Consider the following 21,942-nt stretch of genomic DNA (forward strand, 5'->3'; position numbering starts at 1 on the left):
GCTGCTTATCGTCCAGATGTTCCTTGTTTTTCAAGCACCCGAAACCCCCCGATAGGAGCAGGACGTTGACGCGTGACGCCTTCACATCGGACCTGGACGCCCGGCAGTGGCCCTCGGTGCTGCTGCCCACGGACCGCCCGCGCACCGCGGACAGACCGGCGGGGCCGACGGCCGTGGAGCGCGTACCGCTGGAGCTGCCGCTGCCCGCCGCCGGGATCGGCCGCGAGGACCTGCTGCTCGCCGGGTTCGCCGCGCTGCTGCACCGCTACACCGGACAGGACCTGGTCGCCTTCGTCCGTACCGGCGGCACGGGCCACGCCGGCCAGGTGCGCCACGAGGTGACCGGCACCGCCACGCTGCGGGAGCTCGCCGAGGCGGCGACCGTCGCGCCCGTCGCCGAACCGGGGCCCGTCTCGCTGCACTTCGCCGCGGCCGGCGAGGACACCGCCGTGCCCACCGACCGTGAGATCCACCTCGTCGTGCGGGCCGTCACCGACGGACCCGGCGCGCTGGAACTCCACTACGACGCCGAGCTGTTCGGGCAGCACACCGCCGCACGGCTGCTCGCCCACTACACGACGCTCCTCGAGGACGCCGTGCGCGACCCCGGCCGCGACGTCGCCCACCTGAAGCTCCTCACCGGCGCCGAGCTGCACCGCCAGCTGGTCGAGTGGAACGACACCCACGCCGACGTCGACCACGGCGTGCTCCTGCACGAGGCGTTCCAGGCGCGGGTCGCCGAGGCGCCCGACGCGATCGCCTACGTCCACGACGGCGTCCGCACCACCTACCGCGAGCTCAACGAGCGCGCCAACCGGCTCGCCCACCGGCTGCGCTCCCTCGGGGTCGGCCCCGACACCCGCGTCGGGCTGCTCCTGGAGCGCTCCCCCGAACTCGTCATCGGCATCTGGGCCACCCTCAAGGCGGGCGGCGCCTATGTGCCGCTGGACCCCGAGTACCCGGCCGAGCGGATCGCGTCGATGGTCGAGGGCACCCGGTGCGCGGTCACCATCAGCCGCCGCGACCTGGTGGACGGCGCCGACGGCGGCGGCATGCTGTTCCTGGAGCGCGAGCGGGACGTGTGCGCCGACTGGCCCGCGCACGACCCCGAGATCAACGCCGAGCCGCACCACCTCTGCTACATCATCCACACCTCCGGCTCGACGGGGCGTCCCAAGCCGATCGCCCTGCACCACCGGGGCGTGATGAACAACCTCATCGACGTCAACGGCCAGTTCGGCACCGGCCGCGGCGACGCCGTCCTGACCCTGTCGTCGCCCAGCTTCGACCTGTCCTGCCTGGACTACCTGGGGCTCTTCGTCGCCGGTGCCACCCTGCTGATCCCGTCGGCCGCGCGCGTCAAGGACCCCTCGCACTGGGTCGAACTGGTGCGCGCTGAGAACGCCACGCTGTGGAACTCGGCGCCCGCCCTCCTGGAGCTGTTCGTCGACAACCTCGAACAGACCGGCTCCGGGCCCGTCACCTCCCTCCGCAACATCATCAGCGGCGGCGACTGGATGCCGGTGCCGCTGCCCGACCGGGTCCGCTCCCATCTGCCCAACCTGGACAGGTTCCTGGTGTGCGGCGGCGCCGCCGAGGCGTCCATCTACACCACGCTGTACGACATCCGCGAGGTCGACCCGGCGTGGTCGAGCATCCCGTACGGCGTCGCGATGATGAACCAGCACCTGTACGTCCTCGACGACAACCTGCAGCCCGTGCCGCCCGGCGTCACCGGCGAGCTGTGCCTCGGCGGCATCGGCGTCGCCCGCGAGTACCTCGACCGGCCCGACCTGACCGGGCCCCGGTTCGTGGAGTGGAGCCACAGCTGGGAGGGCGGCGAGGTCCGCGACCGTATCTACCGCACCGGCGACATGGCCCGCTGGTTCAACGACGGCCGCGACGGCCTCGTGGAGTTCCTGGGCCGCCGCGACTTCCAGGTCAAGATCAACGGGCACCGGGTGGAGCTCGGCGAGATCGAGACCGTGCTGCGCTCGCACCCCACCGTGCAGGCCACGGCCGTCACCGCGCACGCCGGCAAGCTGGTCGGCTACGTCGTCGCCGAGGACGGCCAGGTGGCCGACCCCGCCGAACTGACCGCGCTCGCCGCGCAGAAGCTGCCCGCGTTCATGGTCCCCTCGACCGTGCTGGTCCTCGACCAGCTGCCGCTCACCCCCAACGGCAAGGTCGACCGCAAGAACCTGCCCGAGCCGCAGGCCGCGGAGACGGGCGCCTACCGGGCCCCCTCCACCGCCGAGGAGACCACCCTGTGCGCCGTCTTCGCCGACGTCCTCGACGTCGAACGGGTCGGCCTCGACGACGACTTCCTCGCGCTCGGCGGCGACAGCATCCGCGCCGTGCGCGTCGTCACCCGCGCCCGGGTCCAGGGTCTTGAGGTCACTGCCCGGGAGGTCCTGCAGTCCCGCACCGTCGCCGAGCTCGCCCCCCTCGCCCGGCACGCCGAAACGAGCGCGCCCACCGGAGCCGACGCCGCCACCACCGGACCGCTGCTCACTCCCGGCGACGACCTCGCCGCCCGCTACCCGGGCCTCGCCGACGTCTGGCCGCTGACCCCGATGCAGTCCGGGATGCTCTTCGAGTCGCAGATGAGCGACGCGCACTTCGACGCCTACCACGTCCAGACCGTCTTCCGGTTCGACGGACCCGTCGACCCGGCCCGGATGCGCGCCGCCGGGCAGGCCCTGCTCGACCGGCACACCGCCCTGCGCACCGCGTTCGTCACCGGCGACGACGACCGGCTCGTCCAACTCGTCCTCGACGGCGTCCAGTTGCCCTGGCACGACCTCGACGTCAGCGGCCTCGACGAGCAGGAGCGCGAGCGGACGGTCGCCGCGTACCTCGCCGACGACCACAACCGCCACTTCGACCAGACCACGCCGCCGCTGCTGCGCCTGACCCTCGTCAAGCGGGCGGCCGACTGCTTCGACCTGGTCCTGACCATCCACCACGCCCTGTTCGACGGCTGGTCCGAGCCGCTGCTCCTGCTCGACCTGCTGCGCCTGTACGCCGCCGACGGCGACGGCGCCGCGCTGCCCGCACCGCGCGGCTTCCGCGACTACCTCGCCTGGCTGACCGGCCAGGACCGCGAGGAGTCGGCCCGCGCCTGGGCCGAGGAACTCGCCGGGGTCGACGAGGCCACCCGCATCGCCCCGCACGCCAAGCCCGCCGCCGACACCAGCGTCTACGGCGAGGTCACCGTCGCGCTGCCCGCCGACGAGGCCCGCCTGCTGCAGCAGCGCGGCGCCGAACTCGGCGTCACCGTCAACACGTTGGCACAGGGCGCCTGGGCGCTGCTGCTCGGCGAGCTCACCGGCCGCGACGACGTCGTCTTCGGCGCCACCGTCGCCGGGCGGCCCGCCGGTCTGATCGGCGTCGAGTCGATGGTCGGCCTGTTCATCAACACCGTGCCCGTACGGGTGCGGTACGCGGCCGACGACACCGTCGCCGACGTGCTGACCGGACTGCAGGCCCGGCAGACCGCGCTGCTCGACCACCACCACCACAGCCTCAGCGACCTCCACGAGGCGCTCGGCGTGGACGCCCTGTTCGACACGATGGTGGTCTTCCAGTCGTACCCGATCGACCGCAGCGAACTGGACCGGGCGGGCGAGGCGGCCGGCATCACCCTCGCCGGACGCACCGAGACCAGCGGCAGCAACTACCCGCTGACCCTCATCGTCACCTCCGACCCCGACCTCGGCTTCACCCTCCAGTACCAGCCGCACCTGTTCGCCGAGCGCGCCGCGGCCGACATCGCCGAGCGGTACCTGGCGGTGCTGCGCGCCCTCGTCGCCGACACCGGCAAGACCGTCGCCTCCGTCGGCGTCCTGCCGCGGCCCGCGCCCCAGCAGACACCGGCGCTGCCCGCGACCACCGTCCCGGCGCTGTTCGCGCAGCACGTGGCGGCCCTGCCGGACACCGAGGTCGTCGTCGGCGGCACGACGTGGACGTACGCGGAGCTCGACGCGCGCGCCAACCGCGTCGCCCACCGCCTCATCGCCGACGGCATCGGCGCCGGGGCACTCGTCGGGATCGACCTCGGCGCGGACCACTCGGACCTGCTGCCGGCCGTGCTCGGCGTCCTCAAGTCCGGTGCCGCGTACACCCTGAGCGACCCGGCCGGGCACGGCCCGCAGGGCCCGGCCCCCGCCCTGGTCCTGACCGGCGCCGACACCGCCGACTCCACCCCCGACACCGCCCCCGCCGACCTGTCCGGCCGGGCCGGGGCCGCGGCGCAGGTGACGTACGCGGACGGCGAGCGCGTCGAGGTCACGCACGGCGGCCTCGTCACCGCCGCCCTCGACACGGCCCGCACCGCGGGCGTCGGACCCGGCTCCCGCACCCTCGTCCTGCTCGCCGGCGACGCCGACGCCACGGTGCGCGCGGCCCTGGTCGCGCTGTGCACGGGCGCGAGCGTGGAGATCGGCTCGAAGGAGGTGGGGGAGTGGCGCGGCGACGTCGTCACCACCACCCCGGCGCTCCTGGCCGACCTGCTGATCCACGAGGTCGGGGCGCCGACGGCCGGCACGGTCGTGCTGACCGGCGCCGTGCCCACCGGATCCCTGGTGCGCCGCGCCCGCGGCGCACTGCCCGGCGCCCGGATCGTCACCGTGTACGGCACGGCCGACGCGCCCGCCGCGCTCACCCACGTCGTCCCGGCCGACCAGGACTGGACCGGCGTCGGGGCGGTGCCGCTCGGCAGGCCGCAGTCGGCGGTCTGGCGCGCCCATGTGCTCGCGCCGGGGCTGCGGCCCGTACCGGACGGTGTCGCGGGATCGCTGTACCTCGCGGGGCCGCTCGCCGCGGACACCCCGAACACCGTCGAGGACCCGTTCACGCCGGGGTCGCGGATGGTGCGCACCCCTGTGATCGCGCGCCTGGACTCCGCGGGCCGGGTCGTCGCCCTCGGGACCGCCGGGCCGCGGCTCATGGTGCGCGGCCGCCCCGTGTACGCCGCCGAGATCGAGGACACCCTCGCCGCCCACCCGGACGTGGCACAGGCGGCGGTCGTCGTCGACCCGGCCGCGCCGCAGGGTGCCCGCCTCGTCGCGTACGTCGTCCCGGACGGGACCGGCGCCGCCGGGGAGGGCCAACTGGCCGACGGACTCAGGGAGTTCGTGGCCCGGCTGCTGCCGGCGGCGTCCGTCCCCGAGGCGTTCGTCACCGTGCCGCGGCTGCCACTGACCCCGGCCGGACTCATCGACCCCACCGCACTGCCCGCCTCGGGCACGGACCCCGAGGGCGCCAAGGCCCCGGCGGGCCGTGCACCGCGCACCGACCGCGAACGGGACCTGTGCGCCCTCTTCGCGGAGGTGCTCGGCATCGACGCGATCAGCATCGACGACGACTTCTTCGCGCTCGGCGTGAACTCGCTGAAGGCGACCCGCATCAAGGGCCGCATCCGGCGCACGCTCGGGCTCGACGTCACGATGCGCACCCTTTTCCAGCATTCCACCATCGCCGACCTGTCGGACCGACTGGACAGCGCGGGGGGGACCGGCCGGCCGAGCGCCGCCAGGCCACGACTGCGCAAGATGAACAAGGAGTAGTCCCAAGTGATCCCGTTGTCATTCGCTCAGCGCCGACTGTGGTTCATCGACAAGTTCGAAGGTCCATCGGCGACGTACAACGTGCCTCTCGCGCTGTGGTTGACCGGCGACCTGAACACTCAGGCCCTGGCGGCGGCGATCCAGGATCTGGTGGACCGCCACGAGAGCCTGCGGACGCTGCTGGTCGAGGAGCAGGGCGTGCCGTACCAGGACATCCTGGAGCCCGCCGCCGCCCGGATCGACGTGCCCGTCGTGGACGTCGACCCCGGCGACGTGCAGGCGGCGATACGCGAGACGGTGTCCTACGCGTTCGCCCTGGACGCCGAGATACCGATCCGCGCCCGCATATTGCGGCACGCTCCGGACGAGCACGTCCTCGTGCTCCTCTTCCACCACATCGCCGCCGACGGCGAGTCGGGCCTGCCGCTGCTGAACGACCTGACGCTCGCCTACACGGCGCGCGCCGCCGGGCAGGAGCCGGACTTCCCCGAACTGCCGGTGCAGTACTCGGACTACACGCTGTGGCAACGGGATCTGCTGGGTGACGAATCCGACCCGGAGAGCGTCATCTCCACCCAGCTCGACTACTGGCGCGACGAGCTCGCCGACATGTCGCAGCCGCTGGCGCTGCCCACCGACCGGATCCGTCCGGCGGTGGCCAGCCACCGCGGTGACACCGTCGAGTTCCACATCGCGCCCGAACTGCTGGCCAGGGCCGAGGAGATGGCCGGTGAGCGCGGCCTGACGATGTCGATGATGCTGCAGTCCGTGCTCGCGGTGCTGCTCAGCCGCCTCGGCGCGGGCGACGACATCCCGATCGGCGCCCCGATCGCGGGCCGCACCGACGAGGACCTCGCCGAACTCGTCGGCTTCTTCGTCAACACCTGGGTCCTGCGCGTGCAGATGGCCGACAACCCGACCTTCGAGGAAGTCCTGGAACAGGTCGGGGACAAGGCCCTGGCCGCCTACGACAACCAGGACGCGCCCTTCGAGCGCCTGGTGGAGATCCTCAACCCGGACCGCTCCACCGCGTACAACCCGCTGTTCCAGGTCCTGTTCGCCTGGCAGAACATCGGGCGGCCCGAGGTGGAGCTGCCGGGTCTGGAGGCGCGTCTGGAGTTCGACCAGCTCGACACCAAGACCGCCAAGTTCGACCTCGAGTTCAACATCGCCCCGGCCCACGACGGGCCGGGCGCCCGCGGCACCGTCGAGTACGCCCTTGACCTGTTCGACCGCGACACGGCCGCCGCGATCGGCGCCCGCTACGTGCGCGTCCTGGAGCAGGTCACCGCCGACCCGTCGATCGCGATCGGCTCGATCGACGTCCTGGACGACGCCGAGCGCGAGCGCCTCGTGCACGGCCTGAACGCCACGGCGCAGCCCACCCCCGACCTCACCCTCGCCGGGCTCTTCGAGCGGCAGGTCACCGCCACCCCGGACGCCGTCGCCCTCGAATCCGGCGACGTGTCCCTGACGTACGCGGAGCTGAACGCGCGCGCCAACCGGCTCGCCCGTGAACTCGTCGGACGCGGCGTCGGCCCCGACCGGCTCGTGGCCCTGTCGCTGCCGCGCTCCGCCGAGCTGGTCACCGGCATGCTCGCCGTGCTGAAGGCGGGCGGCGCCTATCTGCCGATCGACCCCAAGTACCCGAGCCACCGCCTCGCGTACATCCTGGAGCACTCCGCGCCGCAGCTGATCCTCACCGACTCCGAGACGGTGTCGGTGCTGCCCGAGACCGAGCTGCCCGCCGTCTTCGTCGACCAGCTGGACCTGGACTCCGGCGACGCCACCGACCTTGCCGACACCGATCGGACCGGGGCGCTGCGGCCGGACGACCTTGCCTATGTGATGTACACGTCCGGCTCGACGGGCACGCCCAAGGGCGTCTCGATCACCCACCACAACGTGGTCAACGGTGTGCTGCGGCTCGCCGAGCGGGTGGGCATCCACGCGGGTTCGCGGACCCTCGCCGGCACGTCCATCAACTTCGACGTGTCCGTGTTCGAGATCTTCACGACGCTCACGCACGGCGGCACGGTCGAGGTCGTCCGCGACGTCCTGGTGCTGGGCGAGCGCGGCGGCTGGAACGGCAGCGTCATCTCGACGGTGCCGTCCGTCTTCGCCGAACTCATCGACCAGATCGCCGAGTCCACGCAGGTCGAGACCCTGGTCTTCGCGGGCGAGGCGCTGTCGGCGACCTTCGCCGAGCGGGTGCGCGCCGCCTTCCCCGGCGTGCGGATCGTCAACGCGTACGGCCAGACCGAGTCCTTCTACGCCACCGCGTTCACCGTGGACGGCGACGAGGAGTGGCCGGCCGGCGGCGTCGCCCCGATCGGCACCCCGCTCGGCAACATGCGCACCTACGTCCTCGGCGAGGGCCTCACCCCCGTCCCCGCGGGCGTCGCCGGTGAGCTGTACGTCGCCGGAAACGTGGCCCGCGGCTACTACGGCCGCACCGACCTGACCACCGAGCGCTTCCTGCCCGACCCGTTCGTGCCGGGCGAGCGCATGTACCGCACCGGCGACCTGGCCCGCTGGAACAACGCCGGGCAGCTCGAGTACGTCGGGCGTGGCGACACCCAGGTCAAGGTGCGCGGCTTCCGCATCGAGCCCGGCGAGGTCGAGGCCGCCCTTGCCGCGCACCCCGGCGTCGCCCAGTCCGCCGTCGTCGTGCGCGAGGGCAAGGGCGGGGGCGGCAAGCAGCTCGTCGGCTATGTGGTGCCCGCCTTCACCAACACCTCCGACGCCGAAGTCGACATGCGGGCCGGCATCGAGTCCAAGGACCTGCGGCAGTTCATGTCGACGAAGCTGCCGGACTTCATGGTCCCGTCCGCCTTCGTCGTCCTGGAGAAGCTGCCGCTCACCCCGAACGGCAAGCTGGACCGCAAGGCGCTGCCCGAGCCGGAGTTCTCCGGCGGCGAGTACCGGGCGCCGCGCAGCGACGCCGAGAAGGTCCTGGCCGCCGTGTACGCGGAGGTCCTCGGCCTCGACCGGGTCGGCATCGACGACGACTTCTTCGCCGTCGGCGGCGACTCCATCCGCTCCATCCAGGTCGTCTCCCGCGCCCGCGCCCAGGGCTGGGAGGTCACCCCCCGGCAGATCTTCGAGCAGCGCACCGTCGCCGACCTCGCCACCGTCGCGGTGGCCGGGGGCGACGGCACCGGCCCGGTCCTGGAGGAGTTCGAGGGCGGCGGCACCGGCCAGTTCCCGCACCTGCCCATCGGCGAGTACATGCTCGGCCTCGGCGGCGGGCACAACCGGTTCTCCATGTCGCTCCTCGCCGAACTGCCCGTCGGCATCGACGCGTCGGGCCTCGCCGCCACCATCGGCGCGGTCCTCGACCACCACGACATCCTGCGCTCGCGCCTGGTCACCGAGGACGGCGGCGGCCTCGTCGTCGCCCCGGCCGGGTCCGTGGACGCCGCCGGGCTCATCCGGCGCGTCGACGTCGACGGCCAGTGGGACACCCCTGCCTTCAAGGAGCTCGCCGAGGCCGAACTCGACGCCGCCACCGGCCGGTTGGACACCGTCGCGGGCGTCATGGCGCAGTTCGTGTGGTTCGCGCCGCCCACCGGCGCGGGCCGCCTCCTGATCGCGCTGCACCACTTCGTCGTGGACGGCGTGTCCTGGCGCATCCTGCTGCCCGACCTCGCCGCCGCATGGAAGGCCGTGCGCGAGGGCAGGGCGGTGGAGCTCGACGCCGTCGGCACCTCGGTGCGCCGCTGGACGCACGCCCTGATCGAGGAGGCCAAGAGCCCCGAGCGGGTCGCCGAACTCCCCGTGTGGCAGAACGTGTTGGAGGGGCCCGACCCGCTGCTCGGCTCGCGTCCCCTGGACCCGGCCGTCGACACCCGCACCGCCCTGGACCACCTTCAGGTGCAGCTCGACCCGCAGGTCACCGAGGCGCTCCTCACCAAGATCCCCGGCGCCTTCCACGGCGGCGTCAACGACGGACTGCTCGCCGCGCTCGCGGTGGCCGTCGCCAAGTGGCGCAAGACGAAGGGCATCGACGAGCCGTCCACGCTGATCAAGCTGGAGGGCCACGGCCGTGAGCAGGGCGTCGTCCCCGGCGCCGACCTGTCGCGCACCGTGGGCTGGTTCACCAGCCTCTTCCCGCTCCGCCTGGACCTGGCCGGCATCGACGTCGAGGACGCCTTCGCGGGCGGCCCCGCCGCGGGCAAGGCCGTCAAGGCGGTCAAGGAGCAGCTCCTCGCCATCCCCGACAAGGGCCTCGGCTTCGGACTGCTCCGCTACCTCAACTCCGAGACCGCCGCCTCCCTCGGGCAGCACTCCACCGGGCAGATCGGCTTCAACTACCTGGGCCGGTTCTCCGCCGCGGACATGCCCGAGAACCTGCGCGGACTCGGCTTCACCCAGATCGCCGAGATGGCCGCGCCGCTCGACGAGGACATGCCCGCCATGTCGACGCTGGAGATCAACTCGGCGGTCATCGACACCGAGCTCGGCGCCCAGCTCGACGCCGACCTGGGCTTCGCGCCCGGCGCGCTGGCCCGCGAGGACGTCGAGGAGCTCGCCGCCCTCTGGTTCGAGGCGCTCGCCGCCCTCGCCCGGCACGTCGAGACCCCCGGCGCCGGCGGTCTCACCCCGTCCGACCTGCCGCTGGTCAAGGTCAGCCAGCGCGACATCGAGCTGTGGGAGACGGTCTACCCCGGCATCGTCGACGTCTGGCCGCTGACCGCCCTGCAGTCCGGTCTGCTCTTCCACACGATGCTCAACGACGACTCCTGGGACGCCTACCAGATGCAGCTGGCGTTCCACGTCGAGGGCAGCGTGGACCCGGCCCGCATGCGCGCCTCCGGCCAGGCCGTCCTGGACCGCTACCCCAACCTGCGCGCCGCCTTCACCACCGACGCCGAGGGCAACCAGGTCCAGGTCATCTCCGACGGCGTCGCACTGCCGTGGGCCGAACTCGACCTGCGCGGCCTCGACGAGGCCGAACGCACCGAGAAGTTCGAGGAGTTCCTCCTCACCGACCACGCGCAGAGCTTCGACCCGGTCAACCCGCCCATGCTCCGCATGACCCTGGTGCGGATGACGCCGGACAGCGCCGAACTGGTCCTGACCGCCAACCACGTCCTGTTCGACGGCTGGTCCTTCCCGCTGCTGATGATGGACCTGCTGCACCTGTACGCGGCCAACGGCGACGCCTCGTCGCTGCCCCGCGTGCGCGGCTACAAGGACTTCCTGACCTGGCTGAACCAGCAGGACCACGACGCCACCGCCGCCGCCTGGGCGGCCGAGCTCGAAGGCGTCGACGAGCCGACCATGCTGCTGCCCGGCGCCCACGCGGAGTCCGGCAGCCACGGCATCGACTCGGTCGACGTCGGCCTGCCGATGGACACGGTGCGCGAGCTCAACCGGCGCGCCTCCGAACTCGGCGTCACCGTCAACACGCTGGTGCAGGGCGCCTGGGCGATCCTCGTCGGCCAGCTCACCGGGCGGCAGGACGTCGTGTTCGGCGCCACCGTCTCCGGCCGCCCGCCGGCGGTCACCGACGTCGACTCGATGGTCGGCCTGTTCATCAACACGCTGCCCGTACGCGTCGAGTTCGGGCCCGGCGACACCCTCGCCGAGCTGCTGCGCAACCTGCAGCACCGGCAGGCGGGGCTGCTCGACCACCACCACTACGGCCTGTCCGAGATCCAGCAGTCCACCGGGCTCAAGTCCCTCTTCGACACCCTGGTCGTCTTCGAGTCCTACCCGGTCGACCGCTCCGGCATCGACGAGGCCCACGGGGCCGCCGGCATCGCCTTCACCGGCATCCGGCCCTCCACCGGCACGCACTACCCGCTGACCGTGATGGCGGACATGGATCCGCACCTGCGGCTCGCGCTCCACTTCCAGCAGCACGTCCTCGACCGGCCCGCCGTCGAGGTCATCGCGGCCCGACTGGCCCGCATCATCGACCAGATCGCCACCGACCCGACGCGCCGCGTCGGCCTGGTCGACGTGCTCGACGAGAGCGAGCGGGAGCAGCTGCGCCGGCTCAACAACACCGCCGCGGACACCCCCGAGGCGACGATCGTCGAGCTGTTCGAGCGCCAGGTCGCCGAGCGCCCCGAGGACATCGCCGTCGAGTCGGACGCGGTCTCGCTGACGTACGCGCAGCTCAACGCGCGCGCCAACCGCCTCGCGCGGGCCCTGGTGTGGCGCGGGGTCGGCCCCGAGTCCGTGGTCGCGGTGTCCCTGCCGCGCTCGACGGATCTCGCGGTCGCGCTGCTCGCCGTACTGAAGGCCGGCGGCGCCTATCTGCCGATCGACCCCAAGTACCCGAGCCACCGGCTCTCGTACATCCTGGAGCACTCCGCGCCGCACCTGGTCCTCACCGACTCCGAGACGGTGTCGGTGCTGCCCCAGGCCGAGTCGGCCCCGCTGTTCCTCGACGACCTCGTCGACCTGGAGCACGTCGAGGTCGGCGACGAGCTGGCGAGCGACCTGAGCGACGGCGAGCGCACCGGGGTCCTTCGCCCCGAGCACCTGGCGTACGTGATGTACACCTCGGGCTCCAGCGGCACCCCCAAGGGCGTCTCGATCACCCACCACAACGTCGTCAACGGCGTGCTGCGGCTCGCCGCGCGCGTCGGCATCGCGCCGGGCCGCAAGACCCTCGCCGGTACGTCGATCAACTTCGACGTGTCCGTGTTCGAGATCTTCACGACCCTGCTGTCCGGCGGCAGCGTCGAGATCGTCCGCGACGTCCTGGTCCTCGGCGAGCGCGACGAGTGGAACGGCAGCGTCATCTCCACCGTGCCGTCCGCCTTCGCCGAACTCGTCGACCAGATCGCCGACAAGGCGAGCGTCGACACCGTCGTCTTCGCGGGCGAGGCCCTGCCCGGCAACCTCGTCGAGCGGGTCCGCGGCGCCTTCCCCGGCGTCCAGGTCGTCAACGCCTACGGCCAGACCGAGTCGTTCTACGCCACCGCCTTCGGGGTCTCCGACACCGAGGAGTGGGAGGGCCCCGGCAGCGCCCCGATCGGTGTGCCGCTCGGCAACATGCGCACCTACATCCTCGGCCCGGGCCTGGCCCCGGTGCCGCCGGGCGCGGTCGGCGAGCTGTACATCGGCGGCACCCTCTCGCGCGGTTACCGCGGCCGCCCGGACCTGACCGCCGACCGGTTCGTCGCCGACCCGTTCGCCGAGACGCCCGGTGCCCGCATGTACCGCACCGGCGACATGGCCCGCCTCAACTCCGACGGCAAGCTGGAGTACGTGGGCCGCAGCGACACCCAGGTCAAGGTGCGCGGCTTCCGCATCGAGCCGGGTGAGGTCGAGGCGGCCATCGCCGCCCACGACCGCATCGACCGGGTCGCCGTCATCGCACGGCAGGGCGCTGGCACCAACTCCGGGAAGCTCCTCGTCGCGTACGTGGTCCCGGCCGAAGGCACCCAGGAGGAGACGCTCACCCTCGACGAGGTGCGGGCCTTCGCCGAGGACCGGCTGCCCGACTTCATGGTCCCGGCCGCGTTCGTGCTCATCGAGCGCCTGCCGCTGATGCCCAACGGCAAGCTGGACCGGGCGGCCCTGCCCGAGCCGGAGTTCTCCACCGTCGCCTACCGAGCGCCGCGCACCACCCGCGAGGAGACCCTCTGCACCCTGTTCGGCGAGGTCCTCGGGGCGGCCCGGGTCGGCATCGACGACGACTTCTTCGCGCTGGGCGGGCACTCGCTGCTCGCCACCCGCCTGATCAGCCGCATCCGCACCGAGCTCGGCGCGGAGGTCCCGATCAAGGTGGTGTTCGGCTCGCCGACGCCCGCGGAGCTCGCCTCGCACCTGTCCGCCGACATCCAGGTGCGGCCGCCGCTGGTCGCCCTGGAGCAGCGGCCCGAGCGGATGCCGCTGTCGTTCGCACAGCGCCGCCTGTGGTTCATCGACAAGTTCGAGGGCCCCTCGGCGACGTACAACATCCCGCTGAACCTGCGCCTGCGCGGCTGGCTGGACGCACCCGCGCTGACCGCGGCGCTGCAGGACGTGGTGGACCGCCACGAGAGCCTGCGCACCGTCTACCTGGTGGACCACGAGGGTGTGCCCTACCAGCAGGTGCTGCCCGTCGAGCGGGCCCGCCTGGACGTGCCGGTGGTGGACATCGCCGCCGGTGACCTGGCCGAGGCGATGCGGGAGTCGGCGGAGCACACCTTCGCCCTGAACTCCGAGATCCCCTTCCGGGCGCGCATCCTGCGCCTGGGCGCCGACGAGCACGTGCTGTCCCTGGTGATCCACCACATCGCCAGCGACGGCGAGTCGATGGCCCCGCTGATCCGCGAGGTCTCCGCCGCCTACGCCGACCGTCGCGAGGGCCGCGAGCCCGCGTTCGCGCCGCTGCCGGTGCAGTACGCGGACTACTCGGTCTGGCAGCGCGACCTGCTCGGCAACGACGACGACCCCAACAGCCTGCTCACCGCCCAGTCCACGTACTGGCGCGACATGCTCACGGGGTCGCCGCAGCCGCTGCAGCTGCCCACCGACCGCCCGCGCCCGCCGAAGGCGAGCCACCGCGGCGAGATGGTCGACTTCGTCGTCCCGGCGGAACTCCTCTCCAAGGTGGAGGAGTTGGCGGCCGAGCACGACGTGACCATCTCGATGGTCATGCAGTCCGTCCTCGCGGTCCTGCTCCAGCAGCTCGGCGGCGGCGACGACATCCCGATCGGCTCGCCGATCGCGGGCCGCACCGACGAGGCGCTCGACGGCCTCATCGGGTTCTTCGTGAACACCTGGGTGCTGCGCGCGGACCTCGCGGGCAGCCCGACCTTCCTCGAACTGATCGAGCAGGTGCGGGAGAAGGCTCTCGGCGCCTACGACAACCAGGACGTGCCGTTCGAGCGCCTGGTGGAGATCCTCAACCCGGACCGCTCCACCTCGTACAACGCGCTGTTCCAGGTGATGTTCGCCTGGCAGAACTTCACCCAGGCCGACCTCGCACTGCCGGGCCTGACCGTGGAGTTCGAGCCGGTGTGGACCGGCACCGCCAAGTTCGACCTGTTCTTCAACCTCACCGAGGCGGGCGACGAGGCGCACGGCCTCATCGAGTACGCCACCGACCTGTTCGACCGCGACACCGTCGAGGACATCGCGCGCCGCTTCCTGCGCGTCGTCGAGCAGCTCACGTCCGACCCGAACCAGCCCGTCGGCTCCGTCGACATCCTGGAGCCCGCCGAGCGCGAACTGGTCCTGCACGGCTTCAACGCCACCGCCGAGCCGACCCCGGACACGACCATCACCGGTCTGTTCGAGCGGCAGGTCGCGGCCACGCCGGACGCGGTCGCCGTCGAGGACGGCACCACGTCCCTGACGTACGCCGAACTCGACGCCCGCGCGGGCCGGTTGGCCCGCACCCTCGTCGAGCGCGGGGTGGGCAACGAGGACCTGGTGGCCCTCTCCCTGCCGCGCACCGCCGACCTGGTCGTCGGGATCCTCGCGGTGCTCAAGTCGGGTGCGGCGTACCTGCCGATCGACCCGAAGTACCCGAGCCACCGCCTGGAGTACATCCTCGGGCAGGCCGAGCCGCGCCTGGTCCTCACCGACTCCGAGACGGTGTCGGTGCTGCCCGCCACCGAGCTGCCCGCCCTGTTCGTCGACGAACTCGACCTGACGGCAGGGGAGTCCACGCTCCCCGAGGGCACCGGACCGGAGCCCGGACAGCTGGCGTACGTGATGTACACCTCCGGCTCGACCGGCACCCCCAAGGGCGTCTCGCTCAGCCACCACAACGTGGTCAACGGCGTGCTCAGGCTCGCCGGGCGCATCGGCGTCGGCGAGGGCTTCCGCGCCCTGGCCGGCACGTCGATCAACTTCGACGTGTCCGTCTTCGAGCTGGTCACGACCCTCACCCACGGCGGCACGGTCGAACTCGTCCGCGACGTCCTGGTCCTGGGGGAGCGCGACGGCTGGACCGGCAACATGATCTCCACCGTGCCGTCGGCCTTCACCGAGCTGCTCGACCAGCTCGCCGGGCGGCTGCACGTCGACACCGTGGTCTTCGCCGGTGAGGCGCTGCCCGCGGGCCTGGTGGAGCGGATGCGGGAGGTCATCCCCGGCGTCCGCGTCGTCAACGCCTACGGCCAGACCGAGTCGTTCTACGCGACGACCTACGCCGTCGACCCCGACCAGCCGTGGGAGAACAACGGGGCGGCGCCGATCGGTTCGCCGCTCGGCAACATGCGCGCCTACGTGCTCGGCCCGGGTCTCACCCCGGCGCCGGTCGGCACGGTCGGCGAGCTGTACATCGCCGGGAACATCTCGCGCGGCTACCGCGGCCGCCCGGACCTGACGGCGGAGCGCTTCGTGGCGGACCCGTTCGTCGGGACGCCCGGTGCCCGCATGTACCGCACCGGCGACCTGGCCCGCTGGAACCGGCACGGCCAGCTCGAGTACGCGGGCCGCGGCGACTCCCAGATCAAGGTCCGCGGCTTCCGCATCGAGCCGGGTGAGGTCGAGGCCGCCATCACGGCGCACCAGGGCGTCGCCCAGGCCGCCGTCGTGGCCCGCGAGATCGGCAGCGCCGGGGTCAAGCAGCTCGTCGGGTACGTGGTGCCCGTCGCCACCTCCGAGGGCACCGGTGAGAGCCTCGGCGACACCGACTTCGACATGACCGCCGGGCTCACCGCGAAGGACCTGCGCACCTTCGTCAACAGCAAGCTGCCCGAGTTCATGGTCCCGTCGGCCTTCGTGCTCCTGGAGCGGCTGCCGCTCACCCCGAACGGCAAGCTCGACCAGAAGGCGCTGCCCGAGCCGGAGTTCACCGGCGAGACCTACCGGGCCCCGCGCACCGACGAGGAGAAGATCCTCGCCGCCGTGTACGCGGACGTCCTCGGCCTCGACCGGGTCGGTCTCGACGACGACTTCTTCGCGATCGGCGGCGACTCCATCCGCTCCATCCAGGTCGTCTCCCGGGCCCGCGCCCAGGGCGTCGACGTCACCCCGCGCCAGATCTTCGAGCAGCGCACCGTCGGTGAGCTGGCGGAGGTCGCCACCAACCAGGCCGAGGCGATCGTCCTGGAGGAGTTCGAGGGCGGCGGCACCGGCCGCGTACCGCTCCTGCCGATCACCCAGTACATGCTCGAACTGGGCGGCTCCTACGACCGGTTCTCCATGTCCCTCGCCCTGGACCTGCCCGCCGGCATCGACGAGCGGGGCCTGGTCGCCACCCTCAACGCGGTCCTCGACCGGCACGACATCCTGCGCTCGCGCCTGGAGGTGAGCGGCGAGGGCGTCATGCACATCGACCCGCCGGGCACCCTGGACGCCGGGAAGCTGATCCACCGCGTGCCGTGCGACGGCGTGTGGGACGAGGACTGGAAGCGGCTCGCCAAGGACGAACTCAACGCCGCCACCGGCCGGCTGGACCCGGTCGCGGGCGTCATGACGCAGTTCGTGTGGTTCGACGCCTCCGCGTCGGGTGCCGCGGGCCGCCTGCTCATCGCCCTGCACCACCAGGTCGTCGACGGCGTCTCGATGCGCATCATCGTCCCGGACCTCGCCGCCGCCTGGGAGAAGGTCCGCGAGGGCCAGAAGCCGGAGCTCGGCGCGGTCGGCACGTCCGTACGGCGCTGGACGCACGCCCTGATCGACGAGGCGAAGAGCGAGACGCGGCTCGCCGAGATGGACCTGTGGCGCTCCGTCCTGGAGGGCGGCGACCCGGTCCTCGGCTCGCGTCCCCTCGACCCGGCGATCGACACCCGCTCCACGCTCGACCAGTTCGAGGTCAAGCTGTCCACGGCGGCCACCGACGCCCTGCTCACCAAGGTCCCGGCCGCCTTCCACGGCGGCGTCAACGACGGGCTGCTCGCCGCGCTCGCGCTCGCGGTCGCCAAGTGGCGCCGCAACAAGGGCGTCGACGAGCCGTCCACGCTGATCAAGCTGGAGGGCCACGGCCGCGAGCAGGACGTCATCCCGGGCGCCGACCTGTCCCAGACCATGGGCTGGTTCACGAGCATGTTCCCGGTGCGGCTCGACACCACGGGCTTCGACATCGACGAGGCGTTCGCCGGCGGCCCCGCCGCGGGCGGAGTGGTCAAGGCCGTCAAGGAACAGCTCCTCGCCATCCCCGACAAGGGCCTCGGCTTCGGCATCCTGCGCTACCTCAACGAGGAGACGGGCGCCGAGCTGAAGCAGCACTCCACCGGGCAGATCGGCTTCAACTACCTGGGCCGCTTCTCCTCGGCGGACATGCCCGAGCACCTGCGGGGCCTGGGCTGGACGCAGATCGCGGACGCGGACGGCCTCGACGCCGACCTGGACGCGACGATGCCCGCCATGTCCACCATCGAGATCAACTCGGCGGTCATCGACACCGAACTCGGCGCCCAGCTCGACGCCGTGGTGGGCTTCCCGAAGGGCGTCCTGAACCGCGCCGAGGTCGAGGAGCTCATCGCCCTGTGGTTCGAGGCCCTGGAGGCCCTGACCCGGCACGTGGCCGACCCGAAGGCCGGCGGGCTCACCCCCTCCGACCTGCCGCTGGTCTCCGCGAGCCAGGCGGACATCGAGAGGTGGGAGGCCGCCTACCCGAACCTGGCCGACGTCTGGCCGCTGACCGCGCTCCAGTCCGGGCTGCTCTTCCAGTCCCTCCTGGACGCCGAGGGCGACCACGACGCGTACCAGATGCAGATCGCCTTCCACGTCGCGGGCGTCGTCGAGCCGGCCCGGATGAAGGCGTCCGCGCAGGCGGTCCTCGACCGGTACAGCAACCTGCGCGCCGCCTTCACCACCGACAGCGAGGGCAACCAGGTCCAGGTCATTCCGGCCCGGGTCGACGTGCCCTGGCGCGAGGTCGACTTCAGCCACCTGTCCGCCGAGAACCGCAAGACGGCCTTCGAGGAGTTCCTCGCCGCCGACCACACCGAGAACTTCGACCCGGCCACCGCGCCGCTGGTGAGGTTCGCGCTGGTCAAGATGGGCGAGGACCGCTTCGAGCTGGTCCTGACGGCGCACCACGTCCTGTTCGACGGCTGGTCGTTCCCGGTGATCATGCAGGACCTGCTGCTCCTGTACGGGTCCTACGGCGACACCTCGGCGCTGCCGCGGGTGCGGGGCTTCCGCGACTTCCTGGTCTGGCTGGACAAGCAGGACCACGAGGCCACCGCGGCCGCCTGGGCCAAGGACCTCGCCGGGGTCGAGCAGCCCACCAAGCTCGCCCCGGGTGCGCCGGACAGCGACGAGGACGCGGGGATCGGCTCGGTCGACATCAGCCTGCCGATCGCCGAGGCCGCCGCCCTCAACCGGCGCGCCTCCGAACTCGGCGTCACCGTCAACACGTTGGTGCAGGGCGCCTGGGGCCTGCTGCTCGGCTCGCTGACGGGGGAGCGGGACGTCGTGTTCGGCGCCACCGTCTCCGGCCGCCCGCCGGCGGTCACCGACGTGGACTCGATGGTCGGCCTGTTCATCAACACCCTTCCCGTACGCGTCGAGTACGGGCCCGCGGAGACCCTCGCCGATCTGCTGAAGAACCTGCAGAAGCGGCAGGCCGCACTCCTCGACCACCACCACTACGGGCTCGCCGAGATCCACCAGGCCCTCGGCGTGAAGGAACTCTTCGACACGCTCGTCGTCTTCGAGTCCTTCCCCGTCGACAAGGAGGCCCTGAACGAGGCCAACAACACCGGCGGGATCGCCTTCACCGGCATCCGCCCGCACTCGGGCACCCACTACCCGCTGACCGTGATGGCCGCGGCCGACCCGCACCTGCAGCTGATGCTGCAGTACAAGCAGGACGTCTACGACCGCCCCGAGGTGCAGACCCTCGCCGACCGTCTGGTGCGCGTCCTGCACCAGATCGCCGCCGACCCGGAGCTGCCGATCGCCCTGGTCGAGATCCTGGAGCCGGCCGAACACCACCGCGTCATCGAGGAGTTCAACGCCACCTTCGAGCCGACCCCGGACACGACCATCACCGGTCTGTTCGAGCGGCAGGTGGCGGCCACGCCGGACGCGGTCGCCGTCGAGGACGGCACGACGTCCCTGACGTACGCCGAGCTCGACGCGCGCGCCAACCGCCTGGCCCGCGAGCTGCTCGCCCGCGAGGTGGGCCCGGAGCAGCTGGTGGCCCTGTCGCTGCCGCGCACCGCCGACCTGGTCGTCGGGATGCTGGCGGTGCTCAAGTCGGGGGCGGCGTACCTGCCGATCGACCCGAAGTACCCGAGCCACCGCCTGGAGTACATCCTCGGCCAGGCCGCGCCGCGCCTGATCCTCACGGACAGCGCGACGATCGGGGTGCTGCCGAAGACCTCCGTGGAGGCCCTGTTCGTCGACGAACTGGACCTGGAGAACGGCGACGGAAGCGCGGTCGACGCCATCGAGGTGCACCCGGACCTGCTGGCGTACGTGATGTACACCTCGGGCTCCACGGGCACCCCGAAGGGCGTCTCGATCACCCACCACAACGTGGTCAACGGCGTGCTGCGGCTCGCCGAGCGGGTGGGCATCAGGAACGGCTCGCGCACCCTGTCGTCCACGTCGATCAACTTCGACGTGTCGGTGTTCGAGATCATCACGACGCTCACCCACGGCGGCACGATCGAACTCGTCCGTGACGTCCTGGTCCTTGGCGAGCGCGACGGCTGGGAGGGCCACGTCATCTCGACGGTGCCGTCCGCCTTCGCCGAGCTGCTCGACCAGCTCGAGGGCAAGCTGCGGGTCGACACGGTGGTGTTCGCCGGTGAGGCCCTGCCGCCCGCCCTGGTGCGGCGGATGCGGCAGACGATCCCGGGCGTCAAGGTCGTCAACGCCTACGGCCAGACCGAGTCGTTCTACGCCACCACGCACACCGACCAGGACACCGACACCGGCAGCGCGCCCATCGGCTCCCCGCTGGGCAACATGCGCGCCTACATCCTCGGTCCGGGCCTGACCCCGGTGCCGCCGGGCGCGGTCGGCGAGCTGTACATCGGCGGCACCATCGGGCGCGGCTACCGCGGCCGCCCCGACCTGACCGCCGACCGGTTCGTCGCCGACCCGTTCGGTCCGACCCCGGGCTCGCGGATGTACCGCACCGGCGACCTGGCCCGCCTGAACGCCGACGGGCACCTCGAGTACGTCGGCCGCGGCGACAGCCAGATCAAGGTGCGCGGCTTCCGCATCGAGCCCGGCGAGATCGAGGCGGCCCTGACCACGCACCCGGACGTCCACCAGGCGGCCGTGGTCGCCCGCGAATCGGCGGCCGGCGTCAAGCAGTTGGCGGCGTACGTGGTGCCGGTGACCGGAGCCGAGGGGCCGGGCGCGGAGGAGCTGCGGGCGTACGCGGACGAGAAGCTGCCGGACTTCATGGTCCCCGCGGCGTTCGTCGTCCTGGAGCGGCTCCCGCTCGCCCCCAACGGCAAGCTGGACCGCGCGGCGCTCCCGGAGCCGGAGTTCATCGGCGAGGAGTACCGGGCCCCGCGCACCGACCGGGAGGCGGCCCTCGCGGCCGTGTTCGCCGAGGTCCTCGGCCTGGAGCGGGTCGGCATCGACGACGGCTTCTTCGCCCTGGGCGGCCAGTCGCTGCTCGCGGCCCGGCTCAACCGGCGCATCCGGGCCGAGCTGGAGGTGGAGCTGCCGATGCGGGCGATCTTCGAGATGCCCACGGTCGCCTCGCTCGCCGCGTACCTGGAGTCGGACGCACTGGCCAAGGAGAACGCGGACCCGTTCGCCCGCGTCATGCCCATCAAGACCGGCGGGGACAAGGAGCCGCTGTGGTTCTGCCACATCACCAGTGGTCTGGTGTGGCCGTACCTGTCCTTCAGCACCGCGCTGCCCGCTGACCGGCCCGCCTACGGGCTGCAGGCGCCGGGCTTCCACAAGACGGCGCCCGCGGAGTCCATGCGCGAGCTGGTGGTGAGCCACGTCGAGCAGATCTTCGCGATGCAGCCGGAAGGCCCGTACTTCCTTGTCGGCTGGTCCTTCGGCGGCATCCTCGCCCAGGCGGTGGCGGCCGAGATACAGCGGCGCGGCGGTGAGGTGGCGCTGCTCGCGCTCCTCGACTCCGCACCGGCCAGCCACTTCGCGAACGACCCCGACCGCGAGCTGGAGCATGTGCGGGCCTCGCTCGGACAGTTCGCGGGCAACCTCATCGACGGCGACGAGACCAGCCTCCTCGATGTGACGTCGGAGTTCGTCGTCAGGTCCCTGAACATGCTGAAGCGGTACGAGCAGCCGGTGTTCGAGGGCGACGTCCTGTTCTTCAACGCCACCCGGAACCCGGAGGCCCCGTACATGGCCCAGTGGGCGCCGTACATCACCGGCGAGTTGGAGGTGCACGACCTGGAGTGCACCCACAACGAGATGTGCCGGCCGGAACAGGCCGCGGTGATGGGCGCCCTCATCGACCGCCGCCTCGGCCGGTCCGCCGACCAGTAGAAGCCACTCGAGAGAACCCAAGAGAACC

General features: G+C 72.1%; 2 protein-coding genes. Both read left to right on the plus strand.

The features are described from left to right. Positions 1–65: 65 nt before the first annotated feature. Positions 66–5,570, plus strand: a complete 5,505-nt coding sequence (locus ACQB60_RS30945; RefSeq protein WP_496929400.1) for an amino acid adenylation domain-containing protein — start codon at positions 66–68, stop codon at positions 5,568–5,570. A 6-nt stretch (positions 5,571–5,576) separates the two neighbouring features. Next, complete coding sequence (locus ACQB60_RS30950; RefSeq protein ID WP_496929401.1) at positions 5,577–21,914, plus strand: amino acid adenylation domain-containing protein; 16,338 nt, start codon at positions 5,577–5,579, stop codon at positions 21,912–21,914. The last annotated feature ends 28 nt before the right edge of the window (positions 21,915–21,942 follow it).

Source organism: Streptomyces odontotermitis, from assembly GCF_050510915.1.
Taxonomy (GTDB): Bacteria; Actinomycetota; Actinomycetes; order Streptomycetales; family Streptomycetaceae; genus Streptomyces.